Source organism: Actinoplanes sp. ATCC 53533, from assembly GCF_003947245.1.
Map to the genome: position 1 here is coordinate 14,028 of NZ_QHHV01000210.1, position 24,502 is coordinate 38,529.

Genomic DNA, 24,502 nt, shown 5'->3' on the forward strand with positions numbered 1-24,502 from the left:
GCTCAGCGGGGCAGGTCGCGGGTCAGCACTTTGCCGGTCGCGTTACGCGGCAGGGACGGCAGGAACATCACGTCGCGCGGTACGCAGAAGCGGGCCAGGTGGCCGCGCACGTGGTCGCGGACCGCCTCCAGGCCGAGGATCTCGCCGGGATGCAGCACCAGGTACGCGGCCAGTCGCTGGCCGTATTCGGTATCGGGCACGCCGACCACCGCCACCTCGCGGACCTGGGGGAGATCGGCGAGCAGGTTCTCCACCTCGGCGGGGAAGACGTTCTCGCCGCCGGACACGATCATGTCGTCCTCGCGGCCGTCGACGAAGACCCGCCCGGCCGCGTCGACGTGGCCGAGGTCGCCGGTGGCCAGCAGGCCGTCACGCCGTTCCCGGGAAGCGCCGTTGGTGTAGCCCTCGAAGAGCATCTCGTTGCCGACGAACAGCCGCCCGACCGCCCCGGCGGGCAGCGGGCGCCCGGCCTCGTCGAGCACCTCGGCCCGGGTGCCGTGCGGCGGCCGGCCCGCCGTGTTCGGCGCGGCCCGCAGGTCGGCCGGGGTGGCGATGGACGCCCAGGAGACCTCGGTGGAGCCGTACACGTTGTAGAGGACGTCGCCGTACCGGTCCATGAAGCGGGTGGCCAGCCCGCCGGGCAGGGCGGATCCGCTGACGGCGACCACCCGCAGCGGCGGCCGGGGCCCGTCCGGCGCCAGCTCCATCAGCTGCTGCAGCATCACCGGTACGGCGACCATCGCGGTGCACTTCTCGTCCACCAGCGCGGCCAGCGCGGTGGCCGGCTCGAAACGGCGGCGCAGCACGATGGTGGCCCGCAGCGCCAGCGCTATCTGCAGTCCGGCGTAGCCCCAGGTGTGGAACAGCGGCGCGGCGATCAGCACGCGCTCGCCGGCCCGCAGCGGGATCCGGTCGATCATCGAGCACAGCGGGCCGAAGCCGCCCGGCGTCCGCCGCATGGCCCCCTTGGGCACGCCGGTGGTGCCGGAGGTCAGCACGATCGTCCGGCCGGCGCGCCCCGGCGGGGTCAGCTCACCGGGTGGGGCCGCACCGATCAGCTCTTCCCGCCGCGCCTCGCCGATGCCCTCGAGACCCTCCGGCAGCTCGAACTCGTCGTCGTGGATGACCGTCCGGAGGCGCTGCTCCCGGGCCACGGCGGCGAGCTGGTGCCCGGACAGCCCGGTGTTGACCAGCACCGCGTCGGCGCCGAGCGAGGTCACCGCGACCAGGGTCTCGATCATGCCGGCGGAGTTGCGGCAGAGCAGCCCGACCCGGTCGCCGGGCTCGACGCCGAGGTCGGCGCGCAGCGCGCGGGCCAGGCGTTCGGCCCGATCGAGCAGCTCGCGGTAGGTCAGCGCGCGCTGCTCGTCGATGACGGCGACCCGGCCGGGGTCGCGGGCGGCGGCCTGCCGGAGCTCGCCGGCGAGGCCGAAGCCCCACCGGTGCAGGGCGGCGAACTGCCTGATCACGTCGGCCGGCGGGCCGGGGCGGAGCAGTCCGCGCCGGGCCAGGGTGGCGACGAGAAACGGGACGGCCATGCCGGTGCACCTCCACGGAGCGGGGTTCAGCCACGGAGCGGTTCAGCCACGGGGCGGGTTCAGCGGATCGGCATGCCGGAGATCGCCCGGGAGATGACCAGTCGCTGGATCTCGGACGTACCCTCGAAGATGGTGTAGATCTTGGCGTCCCGGTACATCCGCTCGACCGGATGATCGCGCAGGTAGCCGGCGCCGCCGAGGATCTGCACCGCCTTCTCGGTCGTGGCGACGGCCACCTCGCCGGCCTTCAGCTTGGACATCGAGCCCTCGCCGGCGGTGAACGGCCGCTCGTTGCGGCCCATCCAGGCGGCCCGCCAGACCAGCAGCCGGGCGGCGTCGATCTCGGTCCGCATGTCGGCGAGGGCGAACGCGATCGCCTGATTCTCGATGATCGGCCGGCCGAACTGCACCCGGGTCTTGGCGTATTCGAGCGAATACTCGTAGGCGGCCCGCGCGATGCCGATCGCCTGGGCGCCGACCGCCGGGCGGGACAGCTCGAACGTGCGCATGGCGGCCTGCCTGGTCGCCCGCTGCCCCGTGCGGGCCCGGGCCAGCCGCTCATCGAGCGCCTCCTTGCCGCCGAGCAGGCAGCTGCCGGGCACCCGTACGTCATCGAGGAAGACGTCGGCGGTGTGCGAGGCCCGCAGGCCGAGTTTCTTGAGTTTCCTGGTGCCGACCAGGCCCGGCGTGCCGGGCGGGACGATGAAGGCGGCCTGGCCGCGGGCGCCGAGTTCCGGGTCGATCGAGGCGGTGACCACGTGGATCTCGGCGATGCCGCCGTTGGTGGCGTACGCCTTCTGCCCGTTGAGGACCCACTCGTCCTTGGCCTCGTCGTAGACCGCCCGGGTGCGCATCGCGCCGACGTCCGAGCCGGCCTCCGGCTCGGTGGTGCAGAACGCGCCGACCTTCGGGTCGGCGGTGTCGCCGAAGCACTGCGGAACCCACTCGACCAGCTGCTCGGGGGTGCCGGAGCCATAGATCGCGGCGACCGCGAGCGCCGTGCCGGAGATCGCCATGCCGATGCCGCCGTCGCCCCAGAAGAGCTCCTCGTTCGTCAGCGGCAGTGACAGGCCGGTCGGGTCGGACCACGTGTTGATCAGGAACTCGAAGCCGTAGAGGCCGATCTTCGCCGCTTCCTGGATCACCGGCCACGGCATCTCTTCGCGCTCGTCCCACTCCGAGGCGGCCGGGCGGACGACGCCCTCGGCGAAGCCGTGCACCCACTCGCGCAGGTCGCGCTGCTCCTCGTTCAGATCAAGCCAGAACTCCAAGGCGGATCAGCCTCCCATAGTGAAACCTACTCGTGCGTTAACTTACGGGGGAGTTGAGTACGCTGACAAGGGTGTCGACCGCTCGCACCTTCAAACGGCTGCCCCGCCCCGTCCGCGAGCAGCAGGTGCTCGACGCCGCGGTGCGGGTCTTCTCCCGGCGCGGCTTCCACGCCGCCTCGATGGACGAGATCGCCGAGGTCGCGGGCGTCTCCAAACCCATGGTGTACGCCTACCTGGGCACCAAGGAAGAGCTGTTCGTCGCCTGTCTGCACCGGGAGGCCGCCCGGCTGATGGAGGCGATCTCCGCCGTGGTCGACCCCGCCCTCGGCCTGAACGAGCAGCTGTGGGCGGGCCTGCGGGCGTTTTTCACCTTCGTCGGCGCGCACCGCGACGGCTGGGCGGTGCTCTACCGGCAGGCGCGCGGGCAGGAGCCGTTCGCCACCGAGCTGGCCGCCATGCGCCGGCGCATCGTCGACGTGGTCGCGGGCATGCTCGACCGGGCCGTGCGGGCCGAGGGCCGCCAGGCCCACGGCACCGACCTGGAGGTCAGCGCCTACGCCCTGGTCGGCGCCGGGGAATCGCTCGCCGACTGGCTGGCCGACCACCCGGAGGCCGATCCGGACCAGACCGCCGGCCGGCTGATGAACGTCGCCTGGCTGGGCGCCGCCCAGCTGCTCCGCGGCGATGTCTGGAAGCCCTGACCACCCCGCACTACCCGGTGACCGACCCGGCCAGGTGGGGGCGGCCCGAGCCCGCCGAGCGCACGGTGAAGTCCCAGCCGCCGGCCGTCCGCGCCGCGGCGAAGCCGGCCGTCGCCGGCAGCAGGATCGGCAGCTTGAACGCGACGTCCACGGTGTACGCCGCCGGCAGCCGCCCCTCCAGGGCGGCCAGGCAGCGCGCCTTGCTCCACATCCCGTGCGCGATCGGGCGGGGGAAGCCGAACAGGCGCGCGCCCAGCCGCGAGGTGTGTATCGGGTTGTGGTCGCCGGAGACGGCGGCGTAGTCGGGACCCACCCGGGCCGGGACCCGCCAGAGCGCGACAGCGGCCGGCCCGGGCGGCTGGTCGCCCTGATCGCGCCGCCCGACCTGACCTTCCCTCCGGAGGTACGTGGACACGCCGCGCCAGGCCTCCTCGCCGTCGACAGTCGCCGTGCTGACGACGTCGAACTGCTGTCCGCGGTGGTGTGGTCGCAGGTCGGCCGCGTGCACCGACAGGTCCAGCCGGCTCCCGGCGTCGATCGGCCGGCGCACCGTGATCCGGTTGGCGACGTGCACCAGCCCGGCGAGCGGGAACGGGAAGTCCGCGCCGGACATCAACCGCATCGCGAGCGGGGCGGCCAGCACGTGCGGATAGGTGGCCGGCAGCGCGTCGGTGAGCCGGAAGCCGCACACCCGGTCGTAGCGGGCGAGGTGCTCGCGGTCCACGGCCGCCGCCCGGCGGACCACCTCCCGGTCGGGCAGCCCGGTGCCCCGGCGACGGGGCAGCGAACCGAGCGCGATCCGGGCGTACGAGATGCCCTGGCTCTCGGTGAGATCGACGACAACCATGGGTCTCACGCTCCCAGCAGGCTCTGGCCGCAGACCCGGACCACATTGCCGGAGACCGTGCCTGAGCCGGGCGAGGCGAACCAGGCGACGGTCTCCGCCACGTCGACCGGCAGGCCGCCCTGCGCCATGCTGTTCATCCGGCGGCCGGCCTCGCGCAGCAGGACCGGCATCCGGGCGGTCATCGCGGTCTCGATGAAGCCCGGCGCGACCGCGTTGATCGTGATGCCGCGGTCGGCCAGCACCGGGGCGCCCGACCGCACCAGGCCGATCACGCCGGCCTTGGACGTGGCGTAGTTGGCCTGCCCGCGGTTGCCGGCGATGCCCGCGATCGAGGAGACGCCGACGATCCGGCCGCCGTCGCCGATCAGCCCGCGCTCCACCAGGACGTCGTTGATCCGCTCCTGGCTGGACAGGTTCACGTCGAGCACCGAGTCCCACCGCGCGGCGTCCATCCGGGCGAGCGTCTTGTCGCGGGTGATCCCCGCGTTGTGCACCACCACGTCGACCCCACCCGTCAGGTAGGCGGCCAGGCGCTCGGGGGCGTCCGGCGCGGTCAGGTCGAGTTGCAGCGCCCGGCCGCGCACCTCGTTGGCCACGCCGGCGAGATCGTCGCCGGCGGCGGGCACGTCCAGCGCGATCACCTCGGCGCCGTCGCGGGCGAGCACCCGCGCGGTCGCCGCGCCGATGCCGCGCGCCGCGCCCGTGATCAGGGCGACCTTGCCGGCCAGCGGCCGGGCCCAGTCGGCGGGCGCGGTCACCGCGCCGGCGCCGACCCGGATCACCTGGCCCGACACGTACGCCGAACGGCCGCTGAGCAGGAAGCGCAGCGTCGACTCGAGGGCCTCCTCGCCGCCGGGCGCCACGTAGCCGAGCTGGGCGGTGATGCCCCGGCCGAACTCCTTGCCGATGCTGCGGACCAGCCCCTCCAGCGCGCGCTGGGCGGTCGCCTCCCGCGGCGAGCCGCACGCCTCGGGCGCGGTGCCCAGCACGATCACCCGGCCGGAGCCGAGCACCGAGCGGGCCACCGGGTGGAAGAAGTCGTAGAGCGCCCGCAGCCCGGCCGAGTCGACGATCCCGGTGGCGTCGAAGATCAGCGCGCCGTAGCGGGCGCCGTCCTCGGCGGCGCCGCTCACGTCGACGCCGGTCCGGCCGAGCAGTTCGCGGACCGGGCAGGCCAGCCGCCCGCCGGATGCCGCGCCCAGCAGCACCGGCCCGGGCGTGAGTGGCGCACTCGGGTCATGGCGCCGCAAGCGGGGCGGATCGGGCAGCCCCAGCCGCCGCACGACGGTTCGGCCAAGATCGGAATTTGCGAAGCTCGCGTATCTGTCACCCATGCGAGTAACCTACTCGCCAGTAGATTACTGACAACTCCTGGAGGACCTGCCGTGCAGACCCCGCGCCGCGTCGCCGTCCTCGGCGGCAACCGGATCCCGTTCGCCCGGTCCGGCAGCCGCTACGCCCACGCCGGCAACCAGGACATGCTGACCGCCGCCCTGGACGGGCTGATCGCCCGGTACGGGCTGGCCGGGCAGCGGGTCGGCGAGGTGGTCGCCGGCGCGGTGCTCAAGCACTCGCGCGACTTCAACCTCACCCGGGAGGTCGTCCTCGGTTCCCGCCTGGACCCCCGCACCCCGGCGTACGACATCCAGCAGGCCTGCGGCACCGGGCTGGAAACGGTCATCGCGGTCGCCAACAAGATCGCGCTGGGCCAGCTGGAGGTCGGCATCGCCGCCGGGGTGGACACCACCTCGGACGCGCCGCTGCAGCTCAACGAGGACATGCGGCGGGCGCTGCTGGAGCTCAACCGGGCCCGCACCCTCGGCGCCCGGCTCAAGGCCGCCGCCAAGCTCCGCCCCCAGCAGGCCTTCCGCCCGGAGATTCCCCGCAACGCCGAGCCGCGCACCGGCCTGTCGATGGGCGAGCACGCCGCGGTCACCGCCCGGCGCTGGGAGATCGACCGCGAGTCGCAGGACGCCCTGGCGCTGGCCTCGCACCAGCGCCTCGCCGCCGCGTACGACCGGGGGCTTCTTCGACGATCTGGTCACGCCGTATCTGGGGTTGAACCGCGACGAGAACCTGCGCCCCGACACCAGCCTGGACCGGCTCGCCGCGCTCAAGCCGGTCTTCGGCGCCCGCGGCCCGGAGGCGGGCCACGCGACGATGACGGCGGGCAACTCGTCGCCGCTGACCGACGGAGCGTCCACCGTGCTGCTGGCGTCCGAGGAATGGGCGCAGGCACACTCGCTGCCGGTGCTGGCCTACTTCACCGACTGCGAGGCCGCCGCGGTCGACTTCGTGCACGGCGACGAGGGCCTGCTGATGGCGCCGGCGTACGCGGTGCCCCGGATGCTGGCCCGCCGCGGCCTGACCCTGCAGGATTTCGACTACTACGAGATCCACGAGGCGTTCGCCGCGCAGGTGCTGGCCACCCTGGCGGCCTGGGAGTCGCCGGAGTTCGCCAAGGAGCGGCTCGGCCTGGACGCCCCGCTCGGCCCGATCGACCGGGCCAGGCTCAACGTCAACGGATCGTCGCTGGCCGCCGGCCATCCGTTCGCCGCTACCGGCGGCCGGATCGTGGCCAATCTGGCCAAGCTGCTCGCCGAGAAGGGCTCGGGCCGCGGCCTGATCTCCATCTGTGCGGCTGGCGGCCAGGGCCTGGTCGCGATCCTGGAGCGCTGACCTCGCTCCGCCGGTTCGCGGGACCACTCGAGAGCGAGACAGCCGGCCACCGACCTCGACGGACTAGCGATCGCCGAGCAGGCCGGCCAGGGCTGGGCCGACCCGCTCGGGGGCTTCCAGTTGTGGGTAGTGGCCGACGTCGTCGAATACCGCGAAGCCCGCGCCGGGCAGGCGCTCCCGGAGCCGGGTCAGCACGTGCCCGCCGGACACCGGATCCTGGGGCCCCCAGACGAAGGAGAGTGGCACGTCGGCGGACTCCATCGCCGACACCCAGCGCTCGCCGGAGATCTTGCGGTCGTCGATGTAGTGCAGGAGGCGGTGGTATGTCGCCTTTCCGTTCCGGCCGGAGACGGCCCGCCACAGGTCGTGCACCACGGTCGGCTCGAGCGGCTGGGCGCAGATCGTCGCGAGGCTCCGCGCGAGGACCCGTTCGGAGAGCACGCGGGCGAGCAGCGGGCCGGCCGGGGACCGGAGCAGTCGCTGGACCCGCAGCGGCTGGTGCAGGTCGGGGTAGACGCCGCCGTTGAGGAACACGACCCGGTCGACGGTCACCGCCGCCGGCCCGTCACCGGCCCGGCTGAGCAACTCCTGCGCCACGCACACCGCGTAGTTGTGCGCCACGACCGACGACCGGTCGATCCCCTCGAGCTGCCATACCTCTTCGACGAGGTCGGTCTGCTCCGTGATCGCGTACCGGTGGCGGGACGGCTTGTCGGACTCGCCGAAGCCGAGGAAGTCGAGGCTGAGCACCCGGCGGCCGGCCGCGGTCAGTGCCGGCACGACGCCGGCCCAGTCGTACGACGAGGTGGGGAAGCCGTGCAGCAGCGTCACGACCGGTCCGTCGGCGGGCCCGTCCAGCCGGACGAACACGGCGTGGCCGAGCCGGGGCAACCGGACGCGGCGGCCGCCGGCGAGCCAGTCGTCATAGGAGAGCGTCATCACGGGAGTCTAATCGGGACGGTGGGGGGCGCGGGCGCCGCCGAAACGGCATAGCTGTGCGGCCGAGCGGTCGGTGCGTGATCCTTCGGGGATCAGTGCGGGACCGCCGTGATGTCGGTGAGGCGGTGTATCCAGTGCTGGAGATCGGCCGGTGTCTCGCCGCCCTTGGCGATGACGGCCAGGGTCTTGCCCGCCAGCCGGTTGCGGTCGTGCTGGGTGAGGTCCTGGGAGGTCAGGACCAGGACCGGGACGTCGCGGGTGGCGGGGTCGTCGTGGAGCGCCGCGATGACGGTGAAGCCGTCGATGCCGGGCATGAGGAGGTCGCAGATGATCAGGTCGAAGGTGTGTGCCCGGGCCAGGCGGAGTCCGTCGGTTCCGTTGACGGCCTCGATCACCCGGACGCCCTGGCGCTGCAGCGTCCGCGTGACCACGGCGAGGGTCGCGGGGTCGTCGTCGATGACCAGGACGTTGACGGTGTGGTCGTCCAGCGGCGGGATGAAGCTGTGGTGGACCAGCCACCCCAGCAGCGCGTCGTGCTGGACCGGCTTGACGAAGTAGTCGACGGCGCCGAGTGCCACGCCGACTTCCCGGTCCTCGTCGACGTTGATCAGGGCCACCGGGATGTGGCGCAGTTGCGGGTCGTCCTTGAGCTGTTGCAGCACCAGGCGGCCCTCGATGCCGGGATGAGTGAGATCGAGCAGGACGAGGTCCGGCTGGCAGGAGCGGGCCGCGGCCAGCCCGTCCTCGCCGGTGGCGGCGACGGTGACGAGGTAGCCGGCGCGTTCGAGGTGGGCGCGCAGCAGCAGCGACGCCGCGGTGTCGTCCTCGATCACCAGGATCCCTCCGGTGGGATACGCGGCGGCCGCCGGATCCGGTGGGGTGCCGGGCTGGGCGTGCGGTGCGGCGGGCAGGGTGAGGGTGAAGCGGGCGCCGTGGCCGGGTTCGGACTCACACGTGATGTCCCCGCCGTGTGCCTGGGCCAGGCGGCGCGCGAGCGGCAGACCCAGTCCGGTGCCACCGGCACGCAGTTTGACGTCACCGACCTGGGCGAACTCGATGAAGACGCGGGCCTGGTCGGCCAGGCTGATGCCCGGACCGGTGTCGGTGACGGACACGTGGACCTGGTCGCCGGCGCGGTGTGCGTTGATGAAGATCTGGCCGCCGGTGGGACTGAACTTGATGGCGTTGGACAGCAGGTTGTTGAGGATCTGCCGGAACCTGACCCGGTCGGTCGGAATGGTCAGCGGAGGGACTGTCGTCGTCACCCGCAGTGCCCGCTCGCTCAGCAGCGGGCCGAGTGCGGCGACGGCCTCGTCGATGGCGGCAGAGAGCTCCAGCGGCTCGGGGAACAACTCGATGCGGCCGGCCTCGACCTTCGACAGGTCCAGCACGTCGTTGATCAGCACGAGCAGATGCCGCCCGCCGGTGCGGATGTGGTCGATCCAATCGCTCGGCACGGAGCGGTTGTCCCCGTCGGCCTTCTCGCCGGCCATCAGCTCGCTGAATCCGAGGATGGCGTTGAGCGGCGTCCGCAGCTCGTGGCTCATGTTGGCCAGGAACTCCGACTTCTGGCGGGAGGCGTCGCGTGCTTCGTCGCGAGCGAGCGCGACCTGGGCTTCGGCTCGCCACTGGCGCCGCTGCGTCCGGAGCAGCAGGAAGATCCCGGCGCACACCATGACGCCCAGCGGGAACGCGATCGCGAGGACCGTGGTCCGGATCGCGGTGGCTCCCGCGTACGCCTGGTCTCGTGGCACGGCCGCGAACACCGTCCAGCCGAGCGGGACGACCTGCTGGCGTACGGCCAGCAGTCGCCTGCCGCCGTCGTCGACGCCGACGAGCCGGCCGACCGGCGCCGTCGCGACGGCATCGATGGGCGCGCCGGCCACCGGCACCAGTGCCGTGGGGCGACCGCCGGGCGCCGCCACCAGGCGGCCCCGCTGGTCCGCGATCCACAGATTCACGCCCTGCACCGCGGCGACGTCGTCGACGATCTCCTGGACCTCGCCGAGCTCGACGCTGGCGGCGAGCAGCCCGAGGGGCGGCCCGAGGGACTGCCCGGCCGGGGCCGGGGCCCGGACATACGTCGCGATCGACACCACGAACGGGCGCGCCCGCACAGCCGACACGAACGCTTCCGAGACATAGGTGCCGCCCGTGGTGACAACGCCCTTGAAGTAGCCCCGGCTGCTGAAATCCCGGCCGAGCAGCTCCGGGGCGTCCGGTATGCCCCGCAGGATGCCGTCGAGGTCGAGCAGGCCGGGCGTCGTCCGCCCGTGGCGGTACTCCTGGAGAGCCTGCAGTTGCTGGTCGATCTCCGCTTGGTCGAACCGGTCGGGGCGGCCGTCCGCGAGAGCCTGGACCAGCTGCGGCCGCCTCGCGGCGCCTTCGATCAGGGAAACGATCGAGCCGACCTGCTCCGCGATCAACGCGCTCGACAGCGCGGTCGTCAGCCGCAGCCGGGCCGCGACCTCGTGCCGCACCGCCGCCTCGGACTTGGTCAGCGTCAGCGTCGCCAGGACGACAAGCGGCACGAGAGCGCCCAGCACCGCCAGCGCACCCACCTGCATCGCCCGGGGAGACCCCGGTCCGCGACCGGCCCTCGGGTCCCCCAACCGAGAAAATCTCACCCTAACAACATAGGCCTATGGCCATAATCTCGGATAAAAAGGACCCGAGGAGCTGGTCGCAACCATCAGCAAAAGACCTACCACGAGCAGCCCGGGTGCTGGTTGCGGTTCACGGCTGGTCCGGTGTCGCCAGGGCGTCGGCCGGGCGGTGGGTGGCGGCCCAGCTGGCGAGCAGTCTCAGGGCGTCGTCGCTGGGGGAGCCCGCCTCGGCGCTGAAGCCGGTCAGGGTCAGCCCGGGGTCGGCGGGCAGCTCCATGACCTCGTAGGCCAGGTGCAGGTCGCCGACGACGGGGTGGTGGATGTGTTTGAGCCCGGTGCGGTGCAGGCGGACGTCGTGGGCTGCCCAGCGGGCGCGGAAGTCGTCGCTGCGGGTGCACAGCTCCCCGACGAGGTCGGTCAGTGCCTTGTCGTAGGGGTCGCGGCCGGCGGCGGCGCGCAGGATGGCGACGCTGTCGTCGGCTGTTGTCTCCCAGTCGAGCCAGAAGTCGCGGGCGCGAGGGTCGAGGAAGTTGAACCGGGCGTGGTTCGCCGGCCGGCCGGCGGGCCCCGAGGGGTCGTCGAACATCGGCGCGAACAGCGCCCGGGCCAGGGAGTTGGCGGCGACGACGTCGAGGCGCCCGTTGTTGACCAAGGCCGGCACCTCGGTCATCCCGTCGAGGATGCGCTGAACGGCGGGCCGGACCTGCTGGGCGGGCGGCTTGCGGCGGCGGGTGCGGGCGGCCGGGCCGGCAGCGCGGGCGAGTTCGGCCAGGTGTGCCCGCTCGGCCTCGTCCAGTTGCAGGGCCCGGGCCAGGGCGTCCAGCACGCTGTCGGAGACGCCGCTGAGATTGCCGCGTTCGAGCTGGGCGTAGTACTCGACGCTGACGCCGGCCAGGTCGGCGACCTCGCTGCGGCGCAGCCCGGGCACCCGCCGGTTGCGGCTGGGGCCGTGCAGGCCGGCCCGCTCGGGCGTGATCTTGGCGCGGCGTGAGCTGAGGAAGGCCTTGACCTGGTCACGGTTGTCCACCCGTCCAGGCTAGGCGGGATCTCCGGTACGAGGGGTGGGCTGCCGGTACACCGTCCAGCAGCGACTTCTCCAGGCTCGCGGCGGCCGGTTACCTGGTACTGCCACCAGGACAAGGAGTATCCGATGAAGCACGTATCACTGGGCGGGCTCGCTGTTTCCCGCATCGGGCTGGGCGCCATGACCATGGCCGGCGTCTACACCACGGGCCGGGCGCTCGACGACGCCGAGTCGATCCGCACCATCCACCGGGCGCTGGACCTCGGGGTCACCCACATCGACACCGCCGAGATCTACGGCCCCTTCCACAGCGAGGAGATCGTCGGCGAGGCCATCAAGGGCCGCCGCGACGACGTCGTCGTGGCGACGAAGTTCGGTCTCGTCTCCCACTCCGGCGGCGGCCCGGGCGTCATCGACAGCAGCCCCGCCAACGTCAGGGCCGCTGTCGAAGGCTCGCTCAACCGGCTCGGCACCGACCACATCGACCTCTACTACCAGCACCGCGTCGACCCGAACACGCCCATCGAGGAGACTGCCGGCGCGCTGGCCGAGCTGGTCGCCGAGGGCAAGGTGCGCCACATCGGGCTGTCCGAGGCCGCCCCGGAAACGATCCGGCGGGCACACGCGGTGCATCCGGTGGCCGCGTTGCAGACCGAATACTCTCTCTGGACCCGCGATGTCGAGGCGGAGATCCTCCCCCTGCTGCGCGCACTCGGTATCGGGTTCGTGCCCTACTCCCCGCTCGGCCACGGCCTGCTGACCGGGCAGATCCGCACCGTCGACGACTTCGCCGACGACGACTGGCGCAAGTCCAACCCGCGCTTCACCGGCGAGAACTTCCGGCGCAACCTGCGCATCGTCGACGAGGTGCAGGCCATCGGCGCCGAGATCGAAGCCACCCCGGCCCAGACCGCCCTGGCGTGGCTGCTGACCCGCGGCGACGACATCGCCCCCATCCCCGGCACCCGGCGGGTCTCCCGCGTCGAGGAGAACACCGCAGCCGACGGCATCGAACTCAGCACCGCGCAGCTCGACCGCTTGAACAACCTCACGCCGGCCTCGGGCGACCGCCACGACGAGGCGAGCATGGCCAGCATCGACCGCTGACCACCGGCGGGGACGGTGGACGCCCTCGTCAACAACGCCGGCATCTCGGGGGAGGTGGGACCGGGATGGGCGCAGGATCCCACCACGCTCGACCTCGACGTCGTCCGCGAGGTCGTGGAGACCAACGTCTACGGTGTGATCCGGGTGACCAACGCGATGCTGCCGTTCGTGCGGCGCTCGGCGTCGCCGCGCATCGTCAACATCTCCAGCAGCGTCGGGTCGGTGACCTGGCAGGCGGACCCGGCCGTCGAGGTCGGCCCGATCATGGCGGCCTACTCGCCGACGAAGTCGTACCTCAACGCCGTCACCGTGCACTATGCACGACAGTTCACCGGCACGGGGATCCTCATCAACGCCGCCTGCCCGGGCCTGGTCGCGACCGACTTCACCGGCGGGCAGGGGCGGCCGCCCCGGGAAGCCGCGGCCACCGCGATCCGGCTCGCCACCCTGCCCGACGGCGGGCCCAGCGGCTCATTCTTCAACGACGACGGCGTCGTCCCCTGGTAGGTCCCGGCCGCGTCGGTCGCGATCCGCGAACAGGTCAGCGGGAATGCGGTGCGCGAGCAGTTCGGCCAGTCGCGGCCGGACGTTGAACATCGCGGCCAGCGCGCGGACCGAGGCTTCGGCGTCCGCGGTGTCCCGGCCGGGGATCCTGGTGGCACGGATGAGGTTGTTGCGGGGCGTGTGCTCGACCGGGACGAAGGCGAAGACGTCGACCTGGTAGCCGACCATCCGCAACAACGACGCCCGGAGCGCGTCGGTCAGCACGTCACCCAGCTGTTCCTTGAGGATGCCGTCGCGGGCGAGGTCACGAAAGCCGGCGGGCATCGTCCGCGGTCGTAGCTGTCGCTGCAGGTCGTGGTGGCAGCACGGCGAGGCGAGCACGTGCGTCGCATCGCGGTCCACGGCGAGCGCGAGCACGTCGTCGGTGGCGGTGTCGCAGGCGTGCAGGGAGATGACCAGGTCCGGTGCGTCGGCCGGCACGTAGTGCTCGATCAGCGAGGAGGTGAAGGTCAGGTGGTCCTGCCAGCCGAGCCGGTGCGCGCGCTCGTTGTTCCGGGCGGTGGTTTCGACGTCCCGGTCGACTCCGACGACGGTGCAGGCGACGCCGCTCTCGCGCAGGTGGTGCGCGGTGGCGAAGGTCAGGTAGGCGTTGCCGCAGCCGAGGTCCAGTATCCGTAGCGGTCCGGTCAGCGCCGGACCGGTGCTCAGGGTGCTGCCCAGGATCCGGATGAACTCGTTGATCTGCCGGTACTTGCGCTGCCCGGTCGGTTTGACCGCGCCGTCGTGGCTGACGCCGAGGACGTCCAGGAAGGCGGCGTCCGGGGGAACGGGGCGATCGCGTTGGCGGTCGTGCGCCAGCGCCGCGGTGTTGGCCTCGGCGCGCTGGGAGACGAACAGCTTGCCGCGTTTGGCGATGCGCGCCTCGATGGTGGCCGATCGCAGCTCGATGTGGGCGTTGCGGAACGGTACGTCGACCAGTTCCCGGGCGACCGCTTCGGCGCCCGGATAGTTGCGGGTCACCGCGGTCTTGTCGGTGTGCCAGGTGACTTGGGTCTGCACCGCGTCTCGCAGCGCCACCTTCCGGATGACGACCCGGCGCCACGGGTTCTGCGCGCCGTGCGCGGTCCCGCTGAGGACGGCGCGCTGGAACTCCTGGCGATGCACGCAGTCCCGGATGAGGTCGGCCATGGTGGTGAAATCTGACATCTGCGAGCCCGTCTCTGTCGTGTCGGCATCAACGGCTCAGGTGCTGCGGAAATACCAGCGCCGCCAGTATGCGCCCCGCGCACGTCCGCTCCGGTGTGGGGCGGGGCGGAGGGCGCGCCCGACCTTGCTGATAGCTTGTTGCATGTTCTTGGCAACAGCAAAAGTAGGGCATGAGTGTCGGCGAGTCAGGTTCTCGGGGTCGGTGCGCGCCGGCGCCGCACCGTGCTCTGGCTGGTGGCGCTGACCACCGGCCTGGTCGTGACCGGGCTGATCGCCGTCGGCACGGGTGCGATCGGGATCGGCCCGGCGACGGTGGCGCGGATCATCGGCCATCAGCTCGCCGGCCTGCCCGCGGCGGTGACCTGGAGCCCGCCGCAGGAGGCGATCGTCTGGCAGGTCCGGCTGCCGCGCGTGCTGCTCGGCATGCTGGTCGGCGCCGGCCTGGCCGTGTGCGGTGTGGCGTTGCAGGCGATGGTGCGCAACGTGCTGGCCGACCCGTACCTGTTGGGCATCAACTCCGGGGCCTCCAGCGGCGCCGCGGCGGCGATCCTCTTCGGCGCGGGCGCCGGATTCGGCCAGTACGCGCTCTCCACCAGCGCCTTCCTGGGCGCGCTCGCCGCGTCCCTGCTGGTCTTCCTGATCGCGCGCAGCGGGGCCGGGTGACCTCGGTCCGGCTGCTGCTGGCGGGCGTCGCGGTCGGCTACGCGCTGTACGCCGCCACCAGCTTCCTGATCTTCGCCGCCGGTTCCGCCGAGGGCTCCCGGTCGGTGATGTTCTGGCTGCTCGGGTCGCTCGGCCTGGCCCGCTGGGACCTGCTGCTGGCGGTGGCCGCGGTCGTGATCGGAGGCACCACCGGCTATCTCACCGTCACCGGGCGACGGCTGGACGCCCTCGCCATCGGCGACGAGACCGCGCACACGCTGGGGGTGTCGCCGGACCGGTTCCGGATGCGGCTGCTCGTGGTGGTCTCGCTCTGCGTGGGGGTGTTGGTCTCCGCCTCCGGCAGCATCGGCTTCGTCGGCCTCGTCGTGCCGCACCTCGCCCGCCGGATCGTCGGCGCCCCGCACGTGCGCGTCGTGCCGGTCTCGGCCCTGCTCGGCGCGATCCTGCTGGTCTGGGCCGACGTGATCGCCCGGGTCCTGCTGGCGCCGCAGGAGATCCCGATCGGCATCATCACCGCCCTGCTCGGCGCGCCCTTCCTGCTGATCCTGATCCGCCGTCTGCACGCCGCCGGCGGCTGAGCGCCGCCATGAAAGGAATCCGATGAGGGCAATCCGCCTGGTCGCCGCCTCCGCCACGATCATGCTCGCCGCCGCCTGCGGCGCCGCCTCCTCGTCCGGTGACGAACCGGAGGCCGCCGGGAACGGCTATCCGGTCAAGGTCACCAACTGCGGCGTGGAGGTCACCTTCGACAGCGCGCCGCAGCGGGTTGTGCTGCTCAAGAGCGCGGCCGTGCCGTACCTGCACTCCCTCGGTGTCATGGACCGGGTCACCGCGCGGGCCGGGCAGTATCCGAAGGAGTACTACGAAGCCGCCACCCTCGCCGAGCTGGCGAGGATCCCGCTGCTCACGGACAAGACCGACACCAGCGGTCACCTCCAGATCTCCAAGGAGGTCGTGATCGGCCAGCAGCCCGAACTGGTGCTCGGCGAGGTCGACAACCTCTCCCGCGACACTCTCTCCAGCGTGGACATCCCGCTGCTCGAGGAGCCGGCGTTGTGCCCGGACAGCACCGCGGTTCCGGCCTTCGACGACATCTACGCGCAGCTGCGGACGTACGGGAAGGTTTTCGGTCGCCCGGCCGCGGCCGAGACCGCGGTCACCGCGCTCAAGGAGCGCATGACAAAGATCAAGAGCGAGACGGGTACGGCCTCCGAGCGCACCGCCGCGGTGTTGTACCCGACGGTCGGCGGCGGGGCCACCTACGCCTACGGTTCGGCGAGCATGGCGCACCCGCAGCTGGCGGCCGCGGGCTTCACGAACGTGTTCGCCGACAGCCGGAAGCGGGTCTTCGAGGTCACCCTGGAGGAACTGCTCGGCCGCGACCCCGACGTGCTGATCCTGCTGCACGGCGACGGCGACCCGCAGGCCGTCGAGGCCGCGCTGACCGGGCTGCCCGGCGCGGCGAAGCTCAAGGCCGTCGCCGGCGGCAACGTGATGACGCAGCTGTTCAACTTCACCGAGCCGCCGTCGCCGCTGTCGATCGACGGCCTGGAGCGGATCGTGCGGCGCTTCAAGGCCGGGGCGTGATCGAGGCGACCGGGGTCGGCTGGCGGTACGGCGCCAACCCCGTGATCGACGGCGTGAGCATCACCGCCGAACCCGGCCGGGTCCTCGGGCTGATCGGGCCGAACGGCAGCGGCAAGACCACCCTGCTGCGGCTGCTGTACGGCGCGCTGAAGAGTCCCACCGGCCGGGTCGCCGTCGACGGCGATCCACTCTCGACCCTGAGCGCGCGCGAGGCGGCCCGGCGGATGGCCGTGGTGGTGCAGGAGAGCGGCGGCGAGACCGCGCTGACGGTGGCCGAGATGGTGCTGCTCGGCCGCGGCCCGCACCTGTCGACGTTCCAGCGCACCGGCCGCGACGACCACGAGGTCACCGCCCGCTGCCTGGCCCGGGTCGGCGCCACCCACCTGGCCGCGCGGACGTTCGGCGGGCTGTCCGGCGGCGAACGCCAGCGGGTGCTGATCGCCCGGGCCCTCGCCCAGCAGGCCACCCACCTGCTGCTCGACGAGCCCACCAACCACCTGGACATCCGCTACCAGCACGAGATCCTGCGCCTGGTCCGTGGCCTGGGCACCTGCGCCGTGGTGGTGCTGCACGACCTCAACCTCGCCGCCCGCTACTGCGACGACCTGGTGCTGCTCGGCGGCGGCGGGGTGGTCGCGGCCGGCCCGGCCGGCGAGGTGCTGGACCCGAGAATCCTCGAACCCGTGTACGGCATCGGCATCCGGCGCCTCGACATCGAGGGCAGCCCGCACCTGTTGTTTCACCCGATCGACCTGTCGCACCCGACCGACGAGGAGTGTGCCGCATGATTCCGCAGGACCGCATCAACCGGTACTGGACCGGCCGCGCGCCCGCGTACGACGACTACCAGCAGCGTCCCGACCGGGCCGACGCCGACGCCCGGGCCTGGGCGGGCATCTGGGCCGCGGCCCTGCCGCCGGCCCCGCTCGACGTGCTCGACGTCGGCACCGGCAGCGGCCAGGTCGCCATGGTCCTCGCCGGGCTCGGCCACCGCGTCACCGGCATCGACCTGTCCGAGGGCATGCTGGAACGGGCTCGCGGGCACGCCGCCACCGTCGCGAACGGGCCGGACTTCCGGCTCGGCGACGCGGTCTCGCCCGGCCTGCCGGACGGCAGCTTCGACGCGGTGACCGGCCGCTATGTGATGTGGACCCTGCGCGAGCCGGAGACCGCGGTGGCGAACTGGATCCGGCTGCTGCGGCCCGGCGGCACGGTCGCCGTCGTGGACAGCACCTGGTTCCCGGCGGGCCTGGACAACGCGCCGGAGGACTTCGCCGGCCACTACGACGACGAGGTCCGGGCCGCGCTGCCGCTGGCCGCCGCCACATCCATCGACCAGACCGCGAAGGTGCTCGACGCCGCGGGCCTCAAGGCGGTCACGGTCACCCCGCTGACCTCGATCCACGAGCTGGACCGCGAGCACGGCGTCGCCCCGGGCCACGAGGTCCAGATGCAGTTCCTGATCACCGGCCGGGCGTGACGCCGCCGGTCAGCTCGCCGTGGTGGCCGGTGGCGGCCGGCCGCACATCGTCGTGGGGTGAGTCGCGGTGGCGGCTCGGGTCAGACGGCGACCAGGGTGCCGGCCGACGCGGTCATGTCCGCGGTAGCCGTCGGGAGCGGCGCCTGGCGGAACCCCGCGGTGAGACCGTCGAGCAGCCCGGTCAGGTCCAGGACCCGGCGCACGATGGGTCGCGGGTTCGTGATCCGCAGGCGGCATCCGTCGCGGGCGGCGGCCCGGCCCAGGACCACGAGGACGGTGAGTCCGGCACAGTCCAGGAACGTGACGCCGGCGAGATCAACCTCGATGCGGCGGGGTCGCAGCGTGGACAAGGCGTCGAGGAGCCCGATGCGCAGCACGTCGGCGGTCGACAGGTCGATATCGCCGACCGCGGCGACCCGGACGGTGCCCGGCGACGGGCAACTCGTAGCTATGCTCAGCGGTGCCGACGGGGTCACCAGCGAGAGTGTGGTGAACATGATTCCTCCAGCCCAACGGTTCTTCACAGGAACAAGTGATGGGCGGGCAGGGTCTGGACCCGTGGCCGGGTATGCGGCAACCCGAGGATCGCGGGCGTCGCAGGCTCGACAAAGTGCGCACGTCGATGCGGTAGCAACCCACACACTACTCGCCAAACGTCCCCGTCAGGGACTTCACGGTGGGGTGTGCCGGAAGACGGCTCAGCTGAGGGGCATGGTGCACTATGGGTCGCGATGAGCGTCAGGGCGACGCCCGGGATCCGCGGATCAGATGATCGCGGCCGTCGTGACCACCGCCGCGGTCGCGGCCCTGTCCGCGGTCGTTCCGGCCATACCGATCGAGGCTTACCTGGTCGCAGCGATCACGACGACCGGCGCCGATCCGGTGGCCCTGGGCATCGCGGCCGGGCTGGGCCAGACGGCCGGCAAGCTGGTGACCTTCCTGGCCGCGCGCGGCGTCATCCGGTCGAGCCGGCTCAGGCGATCTCTGCGACAGCGCACCGGTCCGACCGGAGCCGGGCCGGCCGAGGGTTCGCGGCTGGGCCGCGCCTGGGCGCGCACTCGGCGGCGCGTCGCGGTGGCCCGCGAACGGATGACCGCGGCTTTGAGCCGCGCCGTGCCACCGGCGCTCGGGCGCTGGTCGAGGGCCGCCGCCCGGTCCGTGAGCGCCGCGTCCAAACGGCTGATCATCCTGCTGGACCGACCCGTCGTCGCGGCGCCGACCGTCTTCCTGAGCGCGCTCCTCGGCATCCCGCCCCTGCTGGTGACCAGTGTCTACGCCGCCGGCACCCCCATGTCGGCCGCCACGTTCGGTGTCGTCTGCCTCGCCGGGCGATCGATCCGATTCATCGCCGTCGCGCTCGCCCCGCACCTGTTCATGAACTGAGACCGGCTTCCGCTTCATGAACTGAGACCGGCTTCCGCTTCATGAACTGAGACCGGCTCCCGCTTCATGAACTGAGACCGGCTCTCGCCTCATGAACTGAGACCGGCTTCCGCGAGCGAACGGATCTCCCGAAGCCGCGTGGACGTCTTCCGGCACGCTTCTGGATCGACCACCTCACCACCACGCCAGCCCGCCGCGGCGGCAGCCCCCGGACGGCGTCGTGGGGGCGCGCCAGCGGCTGTGCAAGGCGGCGGCCTCCGGCCCGGCGTACCCCTGGCGGCGGCGCTGGTCCGGATCCGGGCCCGGACCTACGCGGAGAACCGCCGCCTCAACGACGGGAACACGGCGGTCCTGGCGGGGCTGCCGGGGCTGGACGAATCGATATGGCCGCGAGTGCGCACGACATGGTGGTGGCAACCGGCGGCTGGTTCGCTGGGAGGTATGAGCGACGAGACGATTCTGGTGACCGGGGCCGAGGAGCAGCGTGCTCAGGGAGTGCCCGAGCAGTGGATCCAGCTGAGCATCGACCTGTACGCCGTCGTCCGGTCCGGTGGTCTCGGCACGATGACCGACGACGTACGGCAGGTCCTCGGTCGGGCACCGCGCGACTTCACCGACTTCGTCCGGGATGCCGCCCGCCGGGGCGCATGGTCCCGCTGAGTTTGACGTCGGCGTCGGGGCGCGGGCCCTCGAACGTGCCGGCCGGGTGGCTTCCCGCGGTCAGGTGCGCAGGGGGAGAACGGCCGCGGTGTAGATGTCGTCGATGAGCGACATGGTGGCGATCGAGTCCGACGGTGGGGTGAGGTTGGTGGGTTCCCCCCGGACGGCGGCGGCGAAGGCGCGCAGTTGGTGGACGTAGGTGGTTTGGCTGTCGAAGTGCTCGCGCCGGCGCCGGCCGCCGATGTCCACGGTGAAGCGGGACCAGTATTGCGGTGCGATGGGGTTGGTGACGGTCATCGTGCCGCGGTCGCCGACGACCTTCGCCCGGGCGCGCAGCAGGGTCGAGGACCACATCGAGGCGTGGATGTGCCCGGTCGCGCCGCCGGGGAGGCTGAACTGTGCGGTCATCGCCCGGTCGACGCGGCGGTCCCGCTTGAGGGTCAGGGCCTTCGCGGTGGTCACGGTCGGCTCGCCGGCGGTGAGCAGGCGCAGGCAATGCACGGCGTAGCAGCCGGCGTCCATCAGCGCGCCGCCGGCGAGGCCGAAGTCGTACCGGATGTCGGAGAAGACGGGCAGCGGGAAGCACATCGCCGTCTCCACCCGCTGGATGCGGCCCAGGTCGCCGCCGTGGACCAGCTCGGCCATCCGCCGGGCGACCGGATGGTAGCGGTAGTGGAACGCCTCCATGACCACCAGGCCGGAGGCCTCGGCGGCGGCCGCCACCTGGCGTGCCTGTGTCGCGTTCGCGGTGAACGGTTTCTCGCACAGCACGTGCTTGCCGGCCTCGACGGCGGCTTGGGTCCATCGCGCGTGCAGGCCGTTGGGCAGCGGAACGTAGACGGCGTCCAGCGACGGGTCGGCCAGCAGATCGGCGTACGAGTCGTGCACGGCGGGCACGCCCCAGCGGGCGGCGAACGCCTCGGCCCGGCGGCGGTCCCGGGCGGCGACGGCGGCAACCTCGACGCCGTCGAGCATCCGGGCCGGCCTGATCAACGCGGTCGGGGTGATCCGGGCGGCACCGAGCACACCGATTCTCATGACTGGCCTCCTTGCCGGCAGCGTACGGATATCGCGCCTGACGTGGTGGATGCAACATCTGTCGAGCCCGACCGTCAACCAGGCATGACGTATTTCCATGAATCTCCGACGGTGATGGGCAATCAGACACCGAAACAACCCGACACCGAAACCGAGCAAGAACAGCGCTAAGCGCCACCCGCACGCCCTCACGACGCGCGGCACCGGACGCGGCAAGATCAACACGGTGCCGCCGGCCAGACGGCATTACCCAGCGCGGGTGAGTATCGCTACTCACGGTGATCGGTGCGCGGGGGTGCAGGCTGTCTCTACCGCGCCGGCATGGTGTCCGCGCAGCTCAACCCCTCTGGAGAAGGTCATGGCGAACCACCCGTCGTCCTCGGTCAAGCCCACCGCCGCTTTCGTCGGCGCCTCCTGGGCGGCGCTGGTTCTCGGCATCGTCTCGTTCGCGGTGGGGCTGTGGAACGCCGAGATGACCAAGAGCGAGAAGGGCTTCTTCGCCGCGGTCATCGTCCTGGGCCTGTTCGCCGCCGTGTCCCTGCAGAAGTCGGTGCGGGACCGGGCCGAGGGGCTGCCGGTGTCGGCGTTGTACCTGGGGCTGTCGTGGTCGGTGGTCGGTACCGCGGTGGTGATGCTCGTGGTCGGCCTGTGGAACAGCGGGATGCTGCTCAGCGAGAAGGGCTTCTACGGTCTCGCGTTCGCCATGACGCTGTTCGCCGCGGTCGCGGTGCAGAAGAACGTGCGGGACGCCATGCAGGACCGGATGCCCGTGCACCCCGCGCCGACGCCCCTGCCGTACCCGATGGGTGGGTGACCTGGTCGGTCACTCGTCGAAGGCAACGAGGTGGCGCTCTCCGGGCCCGGGGAGAGCGGGGTGCTCGAGGACCGCGGCGCGCAGCGTCCCGGAGACGTACACGTCCAGGGGAGTTCCGATAGGATCTACGAAGGTGAGAGGAGCTCCGGTGGCGGCGACACACAGCCGATGATCATCGACGCCCACCAGCATCTGTGGACGGCCGGCTACGCGTGGTTGCAGGACCCCGCCCTGGCCCGGATCCGGCGCGACTACACCGTCGCCGACCTGCGCGCGGCGATCCGCGGCGCCGGCGTCGACCGCACGATCCTCGTCGAGGCGGGCCGCGGCGATGACGGTGAGACCACCGAGTTCCTGCGGATCGCCCGGGACACCCCGGAGATCGCCGGCGTGGTCGGCTGGGCCGCGCTGACCGACCCCGCGCTGGCCGACACGATCGCCGCGCACCGGGCCGGCCCCGGCGGCGACCTGCTGGTCGGCATCCGCGACCAGGTCCAGGCCTACGACGACGGGCACCTGGACCGTGCCGACGTGCGGGCCGGGCTGGCGGCGGTCGCGGCGGCCGGGCTGGTCAACGAGGTCGTGATCCGTGCCGCCCAGTTGCCGTCGCTGGCCCGCGCCGCCGCCGCGCTCCCGGGGTCCACGTTCGTCCTCGACCATCTGGGCAAGCCGGCGATCGCGGCCGGCGCGCTGGACCGGTGGCGTGAGCTGATCACGCCGGTCGCCGCGCTGCCGAACGTCGTGGCCAAGCTCTCCGGGCTGGTCGCCGAGGCGGACTGGGCGGCGTGGACGCCCGCCGACCTCGCGCCGTACGTCGCCACCGCGGTCGACCTGTTCGGCACCGGCCGGCTCATGTTCGGCTCGGACTGGCCGGTCCTGGAGGTGGCCGGCAGCTACACCCAGATCAAGGACGTCCTGGCCGACCTGCTCGGCGGCGTCCGGCCCGACGTGTTCGGCACCAACGCCGTCCGCACCTACCACCTGGAGCTCAGGTGACGATCACCGCCGCGAGCTCGGTTGACGGCCGGGGGCGGGGACACCCGACCGCCGTTCCGGGTCAGTTCCGGAGCGCGAGGACCAAGAGCAGGGCGTTGAGGGTGCTTCCGGCACTGATGTGCCGCTTCCTGATCAGCGTCGGCACCTCGGCCAACGGGACCCAGTCCACTCTGTCACTCTCGAAGTCGTCCGCCGGCGGTCCGAGGTAGGTGGCCCCGGCCGCGCGGAACAAGTGGTCCTCGCAGGCCATCAGCCCGGGAAACGGCTGGGTGTACAGCAGCGGTTCGACCGGCCCGACAGCACGCCAGCCGGTCTCCTCCTCGGCCTCCCGCACCGCTGCCGCTGCCGGTTCCTCGCCGGGCTCGATCATGCCGGTGGGAATCTCCCACCCGTAGGTGTCGGTGATGAACCGGTGCCGCCAGATGAGCAGGGCCCTGCCGTCGTCGATCACAAGCAGGCCGGCGCCGGGCGCCGCGGTGTGGATCAGCCGGTGGTCCAGGCGATCGCCGTTCGGCAGCTCCACGTCGGCGCTGCGGAGATGCACCCACCGGTCCTGGTAGAGGCTTCGTTCGCTGTGCACGGTCCAACGCATCAGGCGCTCGCGGCGAGGCGGTCAAGAGCGGCCTTGCGGGTGTCCAGGAGGGCGAGCAACACCGGCGGGTCGGCCTTGGAGACCCGTTTGAGCGGTACGTTGCGCAGCACGTCGCCCTTGCCGTCGCTATGGATCGGGCCGACAGTGGCGCACATGATGTCATCCTGTTCGAGGGCGAGGGCGTCGCCGGCCATGGCATGGCAGAGCAGATACCAGGTGCCGTCGGGGACGTCGTCGAAGCGGAAGGTGCCCGGTTCGGGCAGCACCGCGCAGCGGATCGGAGCGCCTTCCGGGATGGGCTGGGGGAAGAGCCCGAGGAAGATGGTGTGGCGGTCGGATATCGCGGGTGCGGAGATCCCGCCCGCGATACGGGTCCGGCCGGGTGTGGGCGGAGCGCTGGTGGGAATCCGGGGCGCGTAGCCGCCGGTGCGGCGGAACTCGGTGGGGGAGAGGCCGACGCTCTTGGAGAAGCGGGTGCTGAACGTGCCGACGCTGTTGTAACCGACCTGCATGCTGATGTCGGTGACGTTCAGTGAGGTGGTGACGAGCAGACGCTTGGCGGCCTGGAGTCGCATCGCCGAGAGGAATCGGCCGGGGGAGACCCCGGTGACGCGCTGGAAGACCCTCGTGAAATGGAACTTGCTGAACATCGCGGCCCGGGCCATGTCGTCGACGGTCAGTTGCTGCGACATGTCGATACGCATGGTGTCGATCGCTCGTTCGACGGCCTTCTCGGTGCTGTTGTGCATCGTGTTCCCCTCTTTCCACGTGGGGTAGGAGCGGTTTCATCGACACGTACTGATTGCCGAGACTAGCCGGAGCGCCGAGCGGCGGAGATATCGAGAATTGCGGAGAAGTGGCAAGCAC

General features: G+C 72.0%; 22 protein-coding genes and 2 pseudogenes. 12 read left to right on the forward strand and 12 right to left on the reverse strand.

Going from position 1 to position 24,502, the window contains the following annotated elements; translation table 11 throughout:
- Positions 1-2: 2 nt before the first annotated feature.
- Together DMB66_RS47710 and DMB66_RS47715 are read right to left on the reverse strand one after the other, a co-directional pair.
- Positions 3-1,538 carry an AMP-binding protein gene (locus DMB66_RS47710; RefSeq protein WP_125810736.1) on the reverse strand — a complete coding sequence of 512 codons (1,536 nt, stop codon included), beginning with the start codon at positions 1,536-1,538 and terminating at the stop codon, positions 3-5.
- Positions 1,539-1,597: 59 nt separating this feature from the next.
- A complete protein-coding gene (locus DMB66_RS47715; protein WP_125810737.1) occupies positions 1,598-2,809 on the reverse strand; it encodes an acyl-CoA dehydrogenase family protein in 1,212 nt (403 codons plus the stop codon).
- Positions 2,810-2,880: 71 nt separating this feature from the next.
- Between DMB66_RS47715 and DMB66_RS47720 the strand changes: the two genes are divergently transcribed.
- Entirely contained in the window at positions 2,881-3,510 is a 630-nt protein-coding gene (locus DMB66_RS47720) for a TetR/AcrR family transcriptional regulator (RefSeq protein WP_125810738.1), read from the forward strand.
- Between the two features lie 10 nt (positions 3,511-3,520).
- Here the strand turns inward: DMB66_RS47720 and DMB66_RS47725 are convergent, their stop codons facing one another.
- Positions 3,521-4,357: a MaoC/PaaZ C-terminal domain-containing protein gene (locus DMB66_RS47725; RefSeq protein ID WP_125810739.1), complete on the reverse strand. Its 837-nt coding sequence runs from the start codon at positions 4,355-4,357 to the stop codon at positions 3,521-3,523.
- A 5-nt stretch (positions 4,358-4,362) separates the two neighbouring features.
- The gene (locus DMB66_RS47730; RefSeq protein ID WP_125810740.1) at positions 4,363-5,691 is read right to left on the reverse strand and encodes a 3-oxoacyl-ACP reductase; all 1,329 of its coding nucleotides are present in this window, start codon (positions 5,689-5,691) and stop codon (positions 4,363-4,365) included.
- A 51-nt stretch (positions 5,692-5,742) separates the two neighbouring features.
- Here DMB66_RS47730 and DMB66_RS65435 point away from each other — a divergent pair.
- Positions 5,743-7,036: pseudogene (locus DMB66_RS65435) on the forward strand (acetyl-CoA C-acetyltransferase).
- Between the two features lie 63 nt (positions 7,037-7,099).
- Here the strand turns inward: DMB66_RS65435 and DMB66_RS47740 are convergent.
- The 3 genes from DMB66_RS47740 to DMB66_RS47750 all read right to left on the reverse strand — a co-directional run bounded on the left by DMB66_RS47740 (position 7,100) and on the right by DMB66_RS47750 (position 11,608).
- Positions 7,100-7,975: an alpha/beta fold hydrolase gene (locus tag DMB66_RS47740; RefSeq protein ID WP_125810741.1), complete on the reverse strand. Its 876-nt coding sequence runs from the start codon at positions 7,973-7,975 to the stop codon at positions 7,100-7,102.
- 92 nt (positions 7,976-8,067) lie between these two features.
- On the reverse strand, positions 8,068-10,542 hold the full coding sequence (locus DMB66_RS47745; RefSeq protein WP_125810742.1) for a response regulator: 2,475 nt from the start codon (positions 10,540-10,542) through the stop codon (positions 8,068-8,070).
- Between the two features lie 169 nt (positions 10,543-10,711).
- A complete protein-coding gene (locus DMB66_RS47750) occupies positions 10,712-11,608 on the reverse strand; it encodes a helix-turn-helix domain-containing protein (RefSeq protein WP_125810743.1) in 897 nt (298 codons plus the stop codon).
- A gap of 123 nt (positions 11,609-11,731) precedes the next feature.
- On the opposite strand from DMB66_RS47750, the gene DMB66_RS47755 reads away from it, so the two are divergent.
- Positions 11,732-12,712, forward strand: coding sequence for an aldo/keto reductase (locus tag DMB66_RS47755; RefSeq protein WP_125810744.1), 981 nt, complete (start codon positions 11,732-11,734; stop codon positions 12,710-12,712).
- Positions 12,713-12,727: 15 nt separating this feature from the next.
- Positions 12,728-13,219, forward strand: coding sequence for an SDR family NAD(P)-dependent oxidoreductase (locus DMB66_RS47760; protein ID WP_233625349.1), 492 nt, complete (start codon positions 12,728-12,730; stop codon positions 13,217-13,219).
- Here DMB66_RS47760 and DMB66_RS47765 read toward each other — a convergent pair.
- Entirely contained in the window at positions 13,184-14,404 is a 1,221-nt protein-coding gene (locus tag DMB66_RS47765; protein ID WP_158647597.1) for an SAM-dependent methyltransferase, read from the reverse strand. The two genes, DMB66_RS47760 and DMB66_RS47765, sit on opposite strands and share 36 nt — an antisense overlap.
- A gap of 330 nt (positions 14,405-14,734) precedes the next feature.
- On the opposite strand from DMB66_RS47765, the pseudogene DMB66_RS47770 reads away from it, so the two are divergent.
- The 4 genes and pseudogenes from DMB66_RS47770 (at position 14,735) to DMB66_RS47785 (ending at position 18,152) form a co-directional block, all read left to right on the forward strand.
- Positions 14,735-15,663, forward strand: a pseudogene (locus DMB66_RS47770) (FecCD family ABC transporter permease).
- Between the two features lie 22 nt (positions 15,664-15,685).
- Positions 15,686-16,672 carry an ABC transporter substrate-binding protein gene (locus DMB66_RS47775; protein WP_125810746.1) on the forward strand — a complete coding sequence of 329 codons (987 nt, stop codon included), beginning with the start codon at positions 15,686-15,688 and terminating at the stop codon, positions 16,670-16,672.
- The gene (locus DMB66_RS47780; protein ID WP_125810747.1) at positions 16,669-17,460 is read left to right on the forward strand and encodes an ABC transporter ATP-binding protein; all 792 of its coding nucleotides are present in this window, start codon (positions 16,669-16,671) and stop codon (positions 17,458-17,460) included. Before DMB66_RS47775 ends, DMB66_RS47780 begins: the two co-directional genes overlap by 4 nt.
- Positions 17,457-18,152 (forward strand): class I SAM-dependent methyltransferase, encoded by a 696-nt coding sequence (locus DMB66_RS47785; RefSeq protein ID WP_125810748.1) that lies wholly within the window; start codon positions 17,457-17,459, stop codon positions 18,150-18,152. Before DMB66_RS47780 ends, DMB66_RS47785 begins: the two co-directional genes overlap by 4 nt.
- Positions 18,153-18,232: 80 nt before the next feature.
- Here the strand turns inward: DMB66_RS47785 and DMB66_RS47790 are convergent, their stop codons facing one another.
- A complete protein-coding gene (locus DMB66_RS47790; protein ID WP_125810749.1) occupies positions 18,233-18,649 on the reverse strand; it encodes an STAS domain-containing protein in 417 nt (138 codons plus the stop codon).
- A 271-nt stretch (positions 18,650-18,920) separates the two neighbouring features.
- On the opposite strand from DMB66_RS47790, the gene DMB66_RS47795 reads away from it, so the two are divergent.
- Together DMB66_RS47795 and DMB66_RS63115 are read left to right on the forward strand one after the other, a co-directional pair.
- Positions 18,921-19,535 carry a hypothetical protein gene (locus tag DMB66_RS47795; protein WP_125810750.1) on the forward strand — a complete coding sequence of 205 codons (615 nt, stop codon included), beginning with the start codon at positions 18,921-18,923 and terminating at the stop codon, positions 19,533-19,535.
- A gap of 441 nt (positions 19,536-19,976) precedes the next feature.
- Entirely contained in the window at positions 19,977-20,195 is a 219-nt protein-coding gene (locus tag DMB66_RS63115; protein WP_199753053.1) for a hypothetical protein, read from the forward strand.
- Between the two features lie 60 nt (positions 20,196-20,255).
- Here DMB66_RS63115 and DMB66_RS47805 read toward each other — a convergent pair whose 3' ends face one another.
- Positions 20,256-21,233: a Gfo/Idh/MocA family protein gene (locus DMB66_RS47805; protein ID WP_125810751.1), complete on the reverse strand. Its 978-nt coding sequence runs from the start codon at positions 21,231-21,233 to the stop codon at positions 20,256-20,258.
- 358 nt (positions 21,234-21,591) lie between these two features.
- On the opposite strand from DMB66_RS47805, the gene yiaA reads away from it, so the two are divergent.
- Together yiaA and DMB66_RS47815 are read left to right on the forward strand one after the other, a co-directional pair.
- On the forward strand, positions 21,592-22,047 hold the full coding sequence (gene yiaA, locus DMB66_RS47810; protein ID WP_125810752.1) for an inner membrane protein YiaA: 456 nt from the start codon (positions 21,592-21,594) through the stop codon (positions 22,045-22,047).
- Positions 22,048-22,215: 168 nt separating this feature from the next.
- Entirely contained in the window at positions 22,216-23,043 is an 828-nt protein-coding gene (locus DMB66_RS47815; protein ID WP_125810753.1) for an amidohydrolase, read from the forward strand.
- 61 nt (positions 23,044-23,104) lie between these two features.
- On the opposite strand, the gene DMB66_RS47820 is transcribed toward DMB66_RS47815, so the two are convergent.
- Entirely contained in the window at positions 23,105-23,635 is a 531-nt protein-coding gene (locus DMB66_RS47820) for an NUDIX domain-containing protein (RefSeq protein ID WP_125810754.1), read from the reverse strand.
- On the reverse strand, positions 23,635-24,384 hold the full coding sequence (locus DMB66_RS47825; RefSeq protein ID WP_125810755.1) for a helix-turn-helix transcriptional regulator: 750 nt from the start codon (positions 24,382-24,384) through the stop codon (positions 23,635-23,637). The genes DMB66_RS47820 and DMB66_RS47825 overlap by 1 nt, the downstream gene beginning before the upstream one ends.
- Between the last annotated feature and the right edge of the window lie 118 nt (positions 24,385-24,502).